This is a genomic window from Streptosporangium sp. CA-135522, from assembly GCF_050949235.1.
GTDB lineage: Bacteria > Actinomycetota > Actinomycetes > Streptosporangiales > Streptosporangiaceae > Streptosporangium.
Genome location: NZ_CP192026.1, coordinates 497,383 through 511,277 on the forward strand (window position 1 = coordinate 497,383; position 13,895 = coordinate 511,277).

Genomic DNA, 13,895 nt, shown 5'->3' on the forward strand with positions numbered 1-13,895 from the left:
ACCGACCCGCCCAGTTCGACCCGACCACCTGAACCGACCCGACTACCTGGACCGAACCGACCCGACCACCCGGACCAATACGACCCGACCATCCGATCACCCGACCCGTCCCGAACCAACAGCCCAGTCCACCCTGTCCATTTCCCACCATCAGACCTGACGGCCGTCCGGAAGGACGGGCAGGCCCTACCTGCCGACCATGACATCGGCCCGTTTTCTCGTGATCCACGCCGGATTCCCCGGTGACCCATGCCGGACTACTCGAAGCCATCACGCGTTGAAGCCCGCGTGCCCGGCCGGTAGAGCGCGACGCATGTCCATCCCGGACCGCGCACACGATGACAAGGAGAATTCCATGACCAAGGTGACGTCGAGCAACAGCAGCAGCACCCCCACCATGAGCAAGGTCCTTTCCAAGGACGGCACGGCCATCGCCTATGACCGGGTGGGCCGGGGGCCGGCGCTGATTTTGGTGGGTGGGGCGTTCAGTTACCGGGCGTTTCCGGGGCTGGTGGAGCTGACGGAGCTGTTGTCGCAGCATTTCACGGTGTTCAACTATGACCGGCGGGGGCGGGGTGACAGCGGCGACAGCGCGTCGTACGCGGTGGAGCGGGAGATCGAGGACATCGAGGCGTTGATTCGGGAGGCCGGGGGGTCGGCGTCGGTGTGGGGGTTGTCGTCGGGGGCGGTGCTGGCGTTGAAGGCGGCGGCGCATGGGCTTCCCATCGGCAGGTTGGCGTTGTACGAGCCGCCGTTCATGGTGGGGGAGCAGGGGCATCGGCCGCCGGCGGATCATCGGGAGCGGTTGGAGGAGTTGGTGGCGGCGGGTCGGCGGGGGGAGGCGGCGAAGTACTTCATGAGCAAGGTGTTCGGGGTGCCGGGGGTGTTCGTGGCGGTGATGCGGTTGCTGCCGATGTGGTCGCGGTTGAAGGCGGTGGCCAACACGTTGCCGTATGACGCGGCGGTGATGGGGGATTACTCGTTGCCGGTGGAGCAGATGGCGTCGGTGGCGGTGCCGACGTTGGTGATCGCGGGGGAGAAGAGTCCGGTGGTGTTGCGGCAGGCGGCGCGGGAGGTGGCGGGGGTGGTGCCGAACGCGCGGCATCGTGCGCTGGAGGGGCAGAACCACAACGTGTCGATGAAGGCCCTGGCCCCCGTGCTGGTGGACTACTTCAAGCCCTGATGAGAGGAGCACCGCGACGCTCGGCACGGCATCCGGCCGGGAACCTCGTCCCCGAGGTTCCCGGCCGGATCGGCGTATGCCCGGTCGGCATTCCCTGAAAACGGTCGTCGGCCGTGACATTCGACCCGGGTCGTGGCCGGTCGTCATCATCCGAGCCGCCACGGCATTCCTGCCGGCCGTACGAAGCCGGCACGAGGCGGTCCGTCCGGCGACCTTCCGGTTCCGTCGGCGGCGGGGGTGAGCTACTTGAACAGCCCGTAGCCGCCCGAGCCGACGTAGATCGCGTCGGCGACGGCGAGGGGGAACGCGACGCTCACCGACCAGTGACCTGGTCGAGGGCGGCAGAGAGCTGCTTGAGCGCCTCGATGATCTGCTTCAGGCCGTCGAGGCCGAGTTCGTCCACCACCCGGTTCGCCAGTGCCTCCAGGTCGGGGTCGATCCGTTCTACCGCAGCCACGCCCTTCGCGGTGGGCCGCAGTAGCTTGGCTCTGCGATGGGCGGGATTGGGCTCGTACCCGGCCAGGCCTTGATCCACCAGCAGATCGGCGACCCGCTGCACACCCTGCCTGGTGAGCCCGCGTAGCCGAGCGATCTCGGCCACGGACATGGGGTGGTCGAGGACCGCGCTCAGCACCTGCCACCAGGCGACGGTCATCCCCACCGGCTTGGCGAGCATGTCGCCGACACCGAGGAACTGCCCGTTGAGGCGGTAGACGGTGAGCGCGGCCTCCGACAGCAGATCTCCTGTCTCACTCATGGGCTCGATGGTGCCATCAGTGCTTCGAAAGCCGAGGCGTCGCTGTGCGCGAACAGCCGATACCAGGCGTCCAGCACCTCCGGGGTGTACAGATCCAGCTTGGCGAAAATCTCGCGGGCGAAGTCGACCGGTGCGGTGGGCGTGCTCGTGATGAGGTCTCCGTCGGTCACGGCAAGCGCTTCGACGTAGTGCTCCGTGCCGCCGTACCCCTGCTGCATCTGCAGGTACGGCAGCGCGGCGCTGGTGTGGCCACGAGTGTCGAAAACCCCTTCGCGAGCCAGTCCGGCCGTCGCGCCGCAGATGGCCGCGACCGGCACGCCCGCTTTCAGCAGCTCGCGAGCCTTGCGGGCGAAGGGGGCGAGCTCGTCACCTTCGTCCCAGAGTGCGGCACCGGGCAGGATGAGCATCGCCGCATCCTTGATCGAGTCGATCGAGATGTCAGGGGTGACGCGCAGGCCGCCCATGGTGGTGATCGGTTCGGTCGTGAGGCCGACGGTGACGAGCTCATAGCGGCCAGGCTCCCTGTGGTACTGGCCGTTCCTGATGTGGGCGGTGGCGTGCCCGGTCTCCCAGTCCGCCATGGTCTCGTATACCGCGTGGTAGATCTTGTTCATGACAGTATATTGTCATAACGACAACATGTTGTCAAAGCCATAGAGCCTCCGCCGGAGGTCGCCGTGAGGGCGTGTTCATGCGCGGGGCACCGGCCGTACCGCTCGACGAGCTTTGGTGCTCCGCTATAGTCGATTCCTGATATCAGGAGGCGACTATGGCGCGCAGCGCGGACAATCCTTTGGCCCTCACCGTGATGGGCCTGCTGATAGAGCGGCCCATGCACCCCTACGAGATGGCCGCCGTGCTCCGCGAGCGCGGCAAGGACGCCAGCGTGCGGATCAACCGGGGATCGCTCTACGACGTGGTGGCCGCTATGGAGGGAGAAGGGTGGATCACGGTCCACTCTCGTGTCCAGGAGGGGAACAGACCGGCCCGTACGGTGTACGCGCTGACCGGTGCCGGTCGGGACGCCTTCGTCCGGCGGCTCGACGAGCAGATCCGTAACCCCCGGCGTGAGTACCCGCTCTTCCTCACCGCCGTCGCCTACCTCGGCGCCCTGGGGGCCGGCGGGGCGGAGGCGGCGCTGCTCGAACGGGCCGATCGGCTCCGTGCCGTCATCGCCGACGACCAGCGGGCCCTTGCCGAGGCGCTGGCATCCGGGCAGGTGCCGCGCCTGTTCGTCATCGAGGCCGAATACGCGTTGCACATGACGCGCGGCGAACTCGACTGGGTGACGGGCACCGTCGAGCAGATCAGGGCCGGAACCCTCGTATGGCCCGGCGACCACGAGACCGGCACTACACCGTGATCCACCAGACCGGCACGACACCGTGACCATCGAAGGGACTCCAGCATGACCTCGTCCAGCGAAACCCCTGACGGCTTCGTCTTCGGGATCTATCCCGGTGGAATGATCGGCGATGACGTCGGCGGCCTCACCCAGGGCCCCGCCGACGACCCGCGCCGGATCATCGAAGCTCTCTCCCTGCTGCAGCCCGACGGCCGACCCTTCCTGGTGCGCGGCTACGTCGGCTTCGCCGACCCCGGCGACGCCTCCGCGCCCGCCCCGGACCGGGTCGAGCAGTACACCGGCGACGGGCGTGTCCTCGACCTCGTCGCCCAGTACCAGTCGCGAAGCGGCGACGTCGCCGGATACACCGACTTCGTCCGTGACCTGGTCCGCCGCCACGGGGCCCACACCGCGACCCTGCAGGTGACCGAGGAGCCGAACCTGCCGACCTACGACGGACGCCATCCTCGGGTGAGCGAGGCCCTCATCGAGGGTGTCGTCGCGGCCAAGGACGAAGCACGCCGCCAGGGCATGGACCATCTCAAGGTCGGGTTCAACACCACGCCGTTGTTCGGCCCCGCCGCCGGTTTCATCGCCTCGATCACCGGCGCCGGCGGGCGGCGGTTCCTAGACGCCCTCGACTACATCGGCCTGGACTTCTTCCCCGACGTCTTCCAGCCCATCCCCGTCGAGCAGCTCCACGACGCCGTCATCGGCCTGCTCGACCACCACCGCACCCAGTGCCTGACCCCCGCGGGCATCGACGAGGCCACTCCCCTGCACATCACCGAGAACGGCTGGCCCACCGGACCGGGGCGTACGCCGGACCACCAGGCCCACGTGCTCGAAACGATCGTCCAGGCGATCGCGGCCTGCCGTACCAGGCTCAACGTCAGCGGTTACACCCACTTCTCCCTACGTGACGCCGACAGCGCCGTCCCCGACATATTCCACCAGTTCGGCCTCCTCACCGACGACTACACCCCCAAGCCCGCCTTCACCACCTACCGCAAGCTCATCGAGCAGATCGGCGGATAAGGCCCCGACGCACGTTCCCGACCTCTTCTCTCCTTCTCTCCCGTCCGCGGAAGCGGGTGACCACGGTCGACCGGGCGACGCGGCGCATCGACTGAGACTTTCGCGGACGGGAGTGTCGGGCGTCCGGGCGGCCGGTGTCTCCTCAATCCATCTGTTCGGGCGCGAAATAGTCGCGCAGCAGGGCGATCTTCCCGTCGCGGAGACGGAAGATCTGTACCAGCGACATGCGCGTGGTCCCGCCGCTTCCGTCGAGGGCGGTGTCGATCTCGGCGATGAACACGTCGGGGTCGGCGGTGGCGTGCAGCACGTACCGGGACTCGGCCACGTTCACCTTGCGGTCGGTGTCGGTCGATCGTTCGTAGTACGCGGCTATCGCCCGGTGGATCTCCGTGCGTCCCTCCAGCCGCCGCGGGAAGGCGTGATCGGCCGGGACGAGCGGCGCCTCTAAGACGCCGTCGACGGTGAACATCTCGGCCAGCGCGGCGGCGTCGCGGGTCATCCCGGCCCAGACATAACGTTCGAAGATCTCTTGCGCGGTCGCGGGCATGGTGAACTCCTTCGCTCGGGAGCGTAGAAAGCTACATCACCCGACCACCGCAGGCCAGGCTTGGCCGGTCCCATCCCTTGAGATGACCGTCCGGCGCCGGGGCGCGCACATGTCCGCGGACGATCCGAGATCCAGTGAGCCGACCGGTCCGCGTACGGCGCCACCCGATGCGCCGATCTCGCCGCCGCGCAGCGGCTGGCGGTGAACGGGGCCACCATGGCCTGGCGGCTCTCCGGGACCGGATTCGCCTATGCGCCCGGCCAGGGCGGACTGGTGACCGGCCGTCTGACGTGCCACCTGTTCGTCACCGTGGCGACGCCGGGCACGGTGACGTTCAGCGACGGCTTTCTCGCCGACCGGATGGGCTGGCGAGAGATCACCGCGACGCCCTCGTCGTCGGGGCCATCGTGACCGTCACCCACACTCTGGGCGTCCAGGTGGCGCTGCTGGAACGGGCGCGGTCCGAGCGGAGCGAGGGCGCTGTGCGCTCGCGGCGCGGGTTGGTGGGGCTGGGGCTGGCCCTGCGGGGCCTGACGGGAGCCGCCTGAGGAAGGTTCGCGGCCGGCACGAGACGCCGCGGCCCGGCGTCAGAGAGCGGCGTCACCTGTCCCTTGCGCCAGGAGACGACCCCGGCCCTCACAAGGGCAGCGCGGCGAAGCGGTGCCGAGCCTTCCGCACCAGGGCCTCGGCACTCATCCGGGACTCCCAGCCACGGGTGTCGCTGCTCTTGTCCGGTTCGAGGTCCTTGTAGACCTCGAAGAAGTGGCCGATCTCGTTGAGCACGTGCGATGCGACATCGCCGATGTCCTGGACGTGGGCGAACCGGGGATCGTCGTCGGGGACGCACAACACCTTGGCGTCGGGGCCTTGCTGGTCGTGCATCCAGAAGACCGCGACCGGGCGCACGCTGATCACGCAGCCCGGGAAGGTCGGTGCCTGACCCAGCACCAGCACGTCCAACGGTTCGTCGTCCTCGGCGAGGGTGCCGGGTATGAAGCCGTAGTCGTAGGGGTAGGCGGTCGCGGTGAACAGCAGCCGGTCCAGCCGGATCCGCTGCTTGTCCTGGTCCATCTCATACTTGTTGCGCGAACCCCGTGGCGTCTCCACCATGATGTCGAAGCGCATCTCATCCCCCTCCGGCCGACGCGTGGAGCCTGCGGGCTCTCACTGTCCTGCTGGTTCGAGAAGCGAGACCCGCCGGCCGTACGGCGAGGCGGTCACGAGCGGACGACCACGGCGAGGTCCACCGCCGAGCGGACGTCGCCGCTTCTTCGATGGTAGGCCGGTCGGGCGTTCGACTCACAAGCCCGCCCCGAGCCGCAAAGGAGCGGGAAGCATCCCTCCTGCGTGGCCGAAGTGTCGCGTGGCCGAAGTGTCGTGTGGCTGAGGTGCCGAGAGGTCGAGGTGCCGGGCCGGGCTCCGGCCCGCGGCGCGACCGGAGCCCGGACGACATGGTCGGCGGTCGAAGGCGTGACCGGCGTTTCCCGGCCATCGACAAGTTTTGAAGACCGCATGACACCCTGGTTCACGCTGGCTTTCGCCGTCCCCTTCTAACGTGTAGCGATGACGCCCTTCCAGCGGTATCTCGCAGAAGAGGTCGCGCTCGACCACGTCGACGGGCTCATCCCACGTCGTGAGGCGTTGCGCCGCCTGACCCTCCTGGGACTGGCCCTGCCCGCCGCCACCGCTCTGCTCGCGGCCTGCGGAGCCGACCGGGAGAGCGCCGCGACCTCCACCGGCACACCCGCGACCTCCACCGGAACTCCGTCGGCCTCCGCCTCTCCGGTCGGCCCGTCGCCCCTGGCCACCGAGGCCGTCACCTTCCCGGGCCCCGAAAAGGGGATCACCCTCCAGGGCGCCTGGGCGGCGGCTGCGGACCCGCGGGGCGCGGTGCTGGTCATCCACGAGAACCGCGGGCTCAACGACCACATCCGGTCGGTGGCCGGACGCCTGGCGGCCGACGGCTACTCCTCGCTCGCCCTCGACCTGCTGTCCAGAGAGGGCGGAACCGCCTCTTTCGGTGATCCGGCGCGGGTCACCGCGGCCCTGGGCGGCATCTCGGGGGAGCGCTTCGCCGCGGACATGAAGGCCGCCCTGGACGAGTTGCAGCGGCGCGCTCCCGGTAAGAAGCTCGGCGCCGTCGGCTTCTGCTTCGGCGGCGGCATGGTCTGGCTGCTGTTCTCCTCGGACGAGCTGCGCCTGTCAGCGGCCGTCCCGTTCTACGGTCCGCTTCCGGAGAACGCCGACTTCTCCGGCTCCACGGCCGCCGTCCTGGCGATCTACGCCGGGCGGGACGACCGGGTCAACGCCACCCGTGACCGGGCGAAGGCCGCCCTGGAAAGAGCGGGCCTGACGTACGAGATCGTCACCTTCCCCGGCGTCGATCACGCCTTCTTCAACGATACCGGCCAGCGTTACGACCCCGGCGCCGCCGCCCAGGCCTACCGGCGCACCCTCGACTGGTTCGGCCGCCATCTGGCCTAGCCGAGCCGCCACCTGGCCTAGCCGAGCCGCCATCTGGCCTGGCCGAGGAGTTTCGGGCCGTCCTTCACGCGGAGGGTTCGAAGGTGTCGAGGTCGGGTTCCTGGCCGCCGACGGTGGTGACGATCTCGGCGGCCAGGTCGCGGACTTTGAGGTTGCGGTTTTGCGAGGCGCGGCTGAGCAGGGCGAACGCGTTAGCGGCGGAACAGCGCTGCTGGGCCATGATGATGCCGATGGCCTGGTCGATGACGCTGCGCGAGGCCAGGGTGTTGCGCAGGTCGGTGTTCACCCGGGACTGGTCGGTGATGCGCAGGGCCAGGGCGACGGTGCCGGCGGCGTTGCTGGCGAAGGCGCGCATCCGCGTCTGGGCGTCGTCGTCGAAGGCGTCGGGGTGGGTGTTGTAGAGGTTGTAGCCGCCCACGATGCCGGCCGACCCCATCAACGGCAGCGGCAGCGACAGGCAGCTGCGCACCCCGTGGGCGAAGGCCTCGGTGCAGAAGGCGCGCCAGCGCGGCTCGGCGGAGGTGTCGGTGATGTAGTGGATGCCGCCGCCGGACAGGGTGTCCAGGCACGGGCCCTCGCCGGTGCGGTACTGGATCCGGTCGACGGCCAGGGTGAGGTCGTCGCTGCTGGCGATGGTCGCCGCCTTGGAGTCGCGGGCGACGGTGATGCCGCACATGCTGCCCTCGGGCAGCGCCTTGACGGTCAGCGCGGTCAGCTCGTGCAGGAAGGTCTCGAAGGTGTCGGTGGACAGCAGCAGCCCCAGCAGCCCGTCCGGCCAGGCGGGATCGGAGGTGGTGAACGGCGAGGTCACGAGCGGATCGCCTGTGATTTCTGGGGGTGCGCCCCACCGGCCACCGGCGACGAGACGTCTGGACGACGGGTGCGAAGTGCCCCCGGCGACCCTTCCAGCATCGCACGGCCGGAAAGGTGGCTAAGACCGCGCCGGTGGGTATAGGTAAGGGTAGGTCCAGAGACGTGGCCGCCTTTTCGCCACGCCCGCGGAGGTGAGCGCCTCGTGTTCTCGATCGGATCTCTCCTTACCCGCTCCCGCAGCGCCCGTCCGACCGCCGACGGCCCGGACCGGCCCGTCGGGAGCCTTCGATGAACCTTTCGGTACACGTGTCCGGCGTGCGGCAGGACACGGCCGTGGTCGCCGTCGACGGCGAGCTCGACGTCAGCACCGCGGCCCTGTTGGAGGCGGTGCTGCTGCCGCTGCCCGGCCAGGGCGTCCGCCATCTGATCGTGGCCGCCGACCGTCTGCGCTTCTGCGACGTGTGCGGATTCCGGGTGCTGGCCGGCATGCACACCATCCTGGTCGCCATCGGCGGAGCCCTGGTCCTCGCCGAACCCACGCCTGTGCTGCGGCGGCTGACAGACCTGATGCAGCGGCCGCCGACAAGTCTGTCCGATTCCCCGATCCGGGTGTACGCCACCGTCGTCCAAGCCCTGCGCGAGGAGGCCGGCCGGCCGTTGTCCTCCGTGGCCGCCCTCGGACCTCCCTGACCTGCGAGCCTCGTCCCGACCGCCGGCGGCCCCGCCACAACGACAGGAGCCGGTCACGACCCGGTGAACCGCCTCGTCTCGAAGGCCTGTCCACGCGTTCCGCCCGCGGACGTCGTCTCCGCCTCCATGCGAGAGGAGTCCGCATGACCAAGCTGTCGATCACCGTCACCGATCACCGCGCCTGCTCGGTGATCACGCTGACCGGTGAGCTCGACCGGTTTTCCGTCGGCCGTCTTCGCCGGGTGATCGACCGGATGATCGGCCAGGGCCGTGCTCGCATCGTCGCTGACGTCGCCGACCTGACCTTCTGTGACTCGGCCGGCGTGTGGGCCCTGCTGGAAGGCCACCACCGCGCGGCCATGGCGGGCGGTTGGCTGCGACTGGCCTACGCCCACGGAACCCTGAAACGGATTCTTCAGGTGAGCAGATCGGCCGGAATCTGCCTCGCCGACATCGACCTCATGGTGGTCATGGACCGGTAGCCACCCGGGTGCATCGACATCGGCCCTCCGGAGGAGGATTCACCTGCGCCACCCGGGCTTCTCCCCGGGCCCCACCCGGGCCTCGCCCGATGGATCCCCGAGCCTCGCCGGACAAAGCTGGATCCCGCGCCTTTCCGGGTGGATCCAGCTTTGTCCGGCGTGTTCCACCACTCGCCGCCCTGCCTTCCCGCGGTGCGCCCTGGTGATTCCGTCGTGCCGATACCGGCCGCGTTCCGCCGCGGCCGGCCGGTGAACCCGTCGGGTGCTGCGCTGAATCGTCTTCACCGGGGTAGGGGCGAAGGGTGCGAACGACACAGGTCCCGCGGGTCACCAAGCCGGTGATGTACCACCGGTGGTCGCATATGACCTTCATCCACTGGCGCTACCCCTCCGCGCTGGTCCAGTCGCTGCTCCCCGGCGGGCTCACGGTGGAGGAGTTCGACGGCTCCGCCTGGGTCGGCCTGACGCCCTTCCTGATGACGGACGTACGCGTGCCCGGCATGCCGGTGTTGCCGTGGCTGTCGCGGTTTCCCGAGACGAACGTGCGCACGTACGTACGGGACGCGCGGGGGCGCAGCGGCCTGTGGTTCCTGTCGCTGGACGCCGGGCGCCTTGCCGCTGTTCTCGGTGCCCGGGCCGGCTACCGGCTGCCTTACCACTGGTCCGACATGTCCGTGCGGGCCGAGAGCGGCCGGCACGCCTACCGCTGCCGGCGCCGCTGGCCAGGACCTGCCGGCGCCCGATGCGACGTCGGCGTGGAGCTGGGCGCACCGCTGGCCGACTCCGAGCGGGATGAGCTGACGGATTTCCTCACCGAACGCTATCGGCTGTTCACCGTCATCGGGGGCAGGCCGGCCCACGCCGAGGTCGAGCATCGGCCGTGGCCGCTGCAGCGCGCCCGGCTGACCCACCTCGATCAGGGGCTCGTCCAGGCGGGAGGTCTCTGCGCTCCGGACCACGATCCGATCGTGCACGCCTCTGCGGGGGTGCGAGTGCGGGTGGGGATGTGGAACTGGAGCCGGCCGTAGGGCCAGGAGGGTCCGGTGGCGTGGACGGCGCACTCGGCGTGTGGCAGGGGAGAGGCTGAGCGAGCACGTCCAAGAGGTCGACCGGTGCCGTCTCACGACAGGTCCTGCCCGAGTTCCGCGAGGCGGCTCAGGGCGGGCGGCGCGTTGGCGATCGCCTGCCGCTGTTCGGCGCTCCCTGGGCGAACGTGCGAGATGTCTGGTTCGTGATGAGGTCATGCCGGGCTGGTGATCCTGTCTCTGGTCGGCGCGTTCGCCGATCAGCAGGGTTGTACTCAGTCGATGCGAAGGAGTCATCATGGGTGCCCTGCTTCAGCGCCGGGAATTTCGGAAGGCCGCGTTCTCGTGGCACGGCCCGCTCAGTTACTGTGCGGCGGCCATGGCGGTGCTGACCGTCGTCAGCGCGGTGGGGCTCGTGGTCGACGAGCGAACGCTGCTGGGCCAGGGAGTGTGGCTCAAGCCGTTCAAATTCGCGATGTCCTTCGGGTTGTACGCGATCACGCTGGCCTGGATGATCGGGCAGACCGAGCGGTGGCGGCGGACGCTGTGGTGGCTGGGCACCGTGACCGTGGGCGGGTTCGTCATACCGGAGATCTCGGTCATCACCTTCCAGGCGGCACGCGGCGTCCACAGCCACTACAACTTCTCCACCGGGCTGGACGAGACCATGTTCATGGTCATGGGCGGCGCCGCATACCTGGGCTGGTTGCTGACGTTCGGGATCGGGATCTTCCTGGTGGCGCAGCGCCGGGTGGACCGGGCGATGGCGTGGGCGATTCCGCTCGGGCTGGTCATCTCGCTCGCCGGCATGTCCGTCGGCTACCTGATGACCGCTCCGACCCCGGGCCAGGCGCAGGGACTGGCGAGCGGGCTGGAGCTGGCCACGATCGGCGCGCACAGTGTGGGCGGGCCCGACGGCGGCGCCGCCATGCCGGTCACCGGCTGGGAAACGGGCTCGGGCGACCTGCGGGTGGCGCACTTCGTCGGCCTGCACGCCCTTCAGGTGCTGCCGCTGGTCGCGATCGGTCTGCGCCTGCTCTCTCGCCGCTTCCCCGTCCTCGCGGGTACCGCCACCCGCACGGCCCTGGTGATCGTCGCCGCGTTCGGCTACGCGGGGCTCACCGCGCTGGTGCTGTGGCAGGCACAGCGCGGACAGGCCCTCGTCCACCCCGACGCGCTGACGCTCCAGGCCGCGGCCGGTCTCGCCGGGCTGGTGTCGGCAGGTGCGGCCGTGATCCTGGCCGTCTCCGCCCGGCGGGTTCCCGCCGCCCCGTCCAGGGCGTTCGCCGGATCGCCCGCCCCCGCCGGTTCTCGCTGAGCCGGTGAAGAGCCGGTGAAGACCGGTCCCCGTCTCCGGGCGGCGAGAAGCCGCCTTCTAGGCTGCACGGGTGCAAAAGCGGGCAAAACTGATCGTTGTCGTGGTGTTCGCGGCTTTCGCAAGTGTCTACGTGGTGGCCGGGTCTCCCCTGGCATTGGCCGTGTTCGGGGCGCAGGTCGCCTTCGTCAGGTGGCGTTCGCGGTGGCTGGTCGCACTCCAGGCCGTCCTGGCGTACGGGTCGGTGCTGTTGTTCGATTCCTCCGTCGGCGTCCTCGGCTTCGTCGGCGGGTCACTGCTGCTGACCCCGTTGTGGCCGCTCGCCCTGGTGGTGATGGCGAGTGCCGCCCTGCTCGGCCCCGTCGACTCGGTGATCAGCATGGTGTTGATCTCTTTGATCGTCTACGGCCTGACCAGGATGATCGACCGGATCGATGAGGTGAACGCGGCCAGGCTGTCGCTGGCGATGACGGCGGCGGCCGAGGAACGGTTGCGCATCGCCGCCGAACTGAGCGCGGGCCTGGGCGGAGCGCTCACCACGATCGCCGCCGGCGCGCGGGTGGGGACCCCCGACGTGGAGACGGCGCGCCGCTCGCTGGCCGATGCCCGGGCCGCGGCGGCGGACTATCGGGCCATGTCCCTGGCTCCCGAGATATCCACCGCCAAGGCGATGCTGACCGCCGCGGACGTCGCCGTGGACGTGCGCGTGGGCCACGCGGAACCGCTCGGCCCGGCGGGCGCGCTCCTGGCGGCGGTGCTTCGCGAGGTCGTGACGGAGATCGTGCGGCGGCGCACGGCCACCACCTGCCTCATCGAGACCTTCACGGAGGGGGCCACCGTACGGCTGCGCGTCTCCAACGACGGTGCGCGAACCGCGGGCGACGAGAGCCTCGGCGACCTGCCGGCCCAGGTCGAGGCGGCGGGAGGCACACTCACCGTCGAGCTCACCGGTGATGCCGTGATGACCGTGGCGGCCACGCTGCCCACCACGCACCCACCCGTCCCGCCCGCCCGCGACAGCATGCTGTCGATGGCGTTGCTGGCGACCATGCTGGTGGGGTTCTCGGTCAAGGCGCTGCTGCTGGCCGGCTCGCTGTGGCCGGCCGCGCTGCTGGCCGTCATCGTCTTCATGCAGCTTCGATCGGTCGAGGGGCGTCACCCGGTGGCGCTGTCGATCATGGCGGTGCTGACGTTCGCGCCGATCCCCGTGTTCGGACAGGCCTGGCTGGGAGTGGCGGGGTTCCTGGCGGGGCCGATCCTGCTGGCCTTCTCGTGGGCGGTGGCCGTGCCGCTGGTGGCGGTGGTGGTGGCGGTCGTCGCGATCGCCGCCGTGCTGCTCGGCCTGCCGGTCCCGCTGACCGTGAACTACGCCATCAGCACGGTGGTGAGCGGCCTGGTCGTGTACGGGCTCCTCACCCTGGCCCGGCTGGCCAGGGAACTGCACGAGTCGAGGGACGGCCCGGCACGCGCGGCCATAGTCGAGGAACGGCTGCGTGCCGCTCGCGACCTGCACGACCTCCTCGGGCACACCCTGGCGGCGATCCTGCTCAAATGCGAGCTCGCCCGTCGGCTCGACCCCGAGCGGGCGCGCAAGGAGCTCGACGACGTCCTGACGATGACCGAGCGGGCGATGGCGGACCTGCGGACGGTGTCGGGCGAGCACGGGGAGCTGTCACTGACCGCGGAGGCGGAGTCGGCCCGCTCGCTACTGGCGGCGACGGGCATCGAGGTCGTGCTCGACCTGGACCGCTCCACTCTCGGCAGGGAGGTGGACACCACGCTCGGCATCGTGCTCAGGGAGGCCGTCACCAACATCCTGCGGCACAGCTCGGCCCGCCGGTGCACGATCACGACGTCCGTACAGGACGGTACCGTACGGCTGAGCGTCCGAAACGACGGAGTGCGCTCCCCGCAGGGGCGCCGGGACTCGGCCGGAATCGGCAATCTCACCACCCGGCTGGCGGCGCTCGACGGACGGCTGGCCGTCTCCCGGCAGGACGACTGGTTCGAGCTGATCGCCACGGTTCCGACGCTCGCCTGGGTTCCCGCCTAGGTGCAGCCCGCACCGGACGCGACACGCACGCGACACATGCGACATGCACGGTATCGGCGCGGCCACGGATGTCGAGCTCGGCGACGATCGTGACGCGGGTCGCCTGTCCATTATGTCCGGATCATGATGAAGTCATGACGGGGTCGTGATCAGCTCTCTGGTG

General features: G+C 69.7%; 16 protein-coding genes. 11 read left to right on the forward strand and 5 right to left on the reverse strand.

The features are described from left to right. Positions 1–355: 355 nt before the first annotated feature. A complete protein-coding gene (locus ACQPYK_RS02390; RefSeq protein WP_433249445.1) occupies positions 356–1,183 on the forward strand; it encodes an alpha/beta fold hydrolase in 828 nt (275 codons plus the stop codon). A 313-nt stretch (positions 1,184–1,496) separates the two neighbouring features. Here ACQPYK_RS02390 and ACQPYK_RS02395 read toward each other — a convergent pair whose 3' ends face one another. Both ACQPYK_RS02395 and ACQPYK_RS02400 read right to left on the reverse strand, forming a co-directional pair. Continuing rightward, a complete protein-coding gene (locus ACQPYK_RS02395; RefSeq protein WP_433249448.1) occupies positions 1,497–1,940 on the reverse strand; it encodes a MarR family winged helix-turn-helix transcriptional regulator in 444 nt (147 codons plus the stop codon). Continuing rightward, a complete protein-coding gene (locus ACQPYK_RS02400; RefSeq protein ID WP_433249451.1) occupies positions 1,937–2,554 on the reverse strand; it encodes a type 1 glutamine amidotransferase family protein in 618 nt (205 codons plus the stop codon). Before ACQPYK_RS02400 ends, ACQPYK_RS02395 begins: the two co-directional genes overlap by 4 nt. 155 nt (positions 2,555–2,709) lie before the next feature. Here ACQPYK_RS02400 and ACQPYK_RS02405 point away from each other — a divergent pair, with 155 nt between their 5' ends. Next, positions 2,710–3,303, forward strand: coding sequence for a PadR family transcriptional regulator (locus ACQPYK_RS02405; protein ID WP_433249454.1), 594 nt, complete (start codon positions 2,710–2,712; stop codon positions 3,301–3,303). Between the two features lie 45 nt (positions 3,304–3,348). Then, positions 3,349–4,323 carry a hypothetical protein gene (locus ACQPYK_RS02410; protein ID WP_433249457.1) on the forward strand — a complete coding sequence of 325 codons (975 nt, stop codon included), beginning with the start codon at positions 3,349–3,351 and terminating at the stop codon, positions 4,321–4,323. Between the two features lie 142 nt (positions 4,324–4,465). Here ACQPYK_RS02410 and ACQPYK_RS02415 read toward each other — a convergent pair whose 3' ends face one another. Beyond that, positions 4,466–4,870, reverse strand: coding sequence for a nuclear transport factor 2 family protein (locus ACQPYK_RS02415; protein ID WP_433249460.1), 405 nt, complete (start codon positions 4,868–4,870; stop codon positions 4,466–4,468). A gap of 201 nt (positions 4,871–5,071) precedes the next feature. Between ACQPYK_RS02415 and ACQPYK_RS02420 the strand changes: the two genes are divergently transcribed. Continuing rightward, positions 5,072–5,281: a hypothetical protein gene (locus tag ACQPYK_RS02420; protein ID WP_433249463.1), complete on the forward strand. Its 210-nt coding sequence runs from the start codon at positions 5,072–5,074 to the stop codon at positions 5,279–5,281. Continuing rightward, on the forward strand, positions 5,278–5,418 hold the full coding sequence (locus ACQPYK_RS02425) for a hypothetical protein (RefSeq protein ID WP_433249466.1): 141 nt from the start codon (positions 5,278–5,280) through the stop codon (positions 5,416–5,418). Before ACQPYK_RS02420 ends, ACQPYK_RS02425 begins: the two co-directional genes overlap by 4 nt. 88 nt (positions 5,419–5,506) lie before the next feature. On the opposite strand, the gene ACQPYK_RS02430 is transcribed toward ACQPYK_RS02425, so the two are convergent. After that, positions 5,507–5,995, reverse strand: coding sequence for an inorganic diphosphatase (locus ACQPYK_RS02430; protein ID WP_433249469.1), 489 nt, complete (start codon positions 5,993–5,995; stop codon positions 5,507–5,509). 438 nt (positions 5,996–6,433) lie between these two features. Between ACQPYK_RS02430 and ACQPYK_RS02435 the strand changes: the two genes are divergently transcribed. Then, positions 6,434–7,354 (forward strand): dienelactone hydrolase family protein, encoded by a 921-nt coding sequence (locus ACQPYK_RS02435; protein WP_433249472.1) that lies wholly within the window; start codon positions 6,434–6,436, stop codon positions 7,352–7,354. A gap of 64 nt (positions 7,355–7,418) precedes the next feature. Here the strand turns inward: ACQPYK_RS02435 and ACQPYK_RS02440 are convergent, their stop codons facing one another. Beyond that, complete coding sequence (locus tag ACQPYK_RS02440; protein WP_433249475.1) at positions 7,419–8,165, reverse strand: GAF and ANTAR domain-containing protein; 747 nt, start codon at positions 8,163–8,165, stop codon at positions 7,419–7,421. 290 nt (positions 8,166–8,455) lie between these two features. Between ACQPYK_RS02440 and ACQPYK_RS02445 the strand changes: the two genes are divergently transcribed. From ACQPYK_RS02445 to ACQPYK_RS02465, 5 genes are all read left to right on the forward strand, one after another. Next, the gene (locus ACQPYK_RS02445) at positions 8,456–8,857 is read left to right on the forward strand and encodes an STAS domain-containing protein (RefSeq protein ID WP_433249478.1); all 402 of its coding nucleotides are present in this window, start codon (positions 8,456–8,458) and stop codon (positions 8,855–8,857) included. A gap of 143 nt (positions 8,858–9,000) precedes the next feature. Continuing rightward, positions 9,001–9,339 carry an STAS domain-containing protein gene (locus tag ACQPYK_RS02450; RefSeq protein WP_433249481.1) on the forward strand — a complete coding sequence of 113 codons (339 nt, stop codon included), beginning with the start codon at positions 9,001–9,003 and terminating at the stop codon, positions 9,337–9,339. A 302-nt stretch (positions 9,340–9,641) separates the two neighbouring features. Next, complete coding sequence (locus tag ACQPYK_RS02455) at positions 9,642–10,367, forward strand: YqjF family protein (protein WP_433249485.1); 726 nt, start codon at positions 9,642–9,644, stop codon at positions 10,365–10,367. Between the two features lie 295 nt (positions 10,368–10,662). After that, positions 10,663–11,682 (forward strand): hypothetical protein, encoded by a 1,020-nt coding sequence (locus ACQPYK_RS02460; protein WP_433249488.1) that lies wholly within the window; start codon positions 10,663–10,665, stop codon positions 11,680–11,682. Between the two features lie 70 nt (positions 11,683–11,752). Beyond that, complete coding sequence (locus tag ACQPYK_RS02465; protein WP_433249491.1) at positions 11,753–13,732, forward strand: histidine kinase; 1,980 nt, start codon at positions 11,753–11,755, stop codon at positions 13,730–13,732. Positions 13,733–13,895 lie beyond the last annotated feature (163 nt).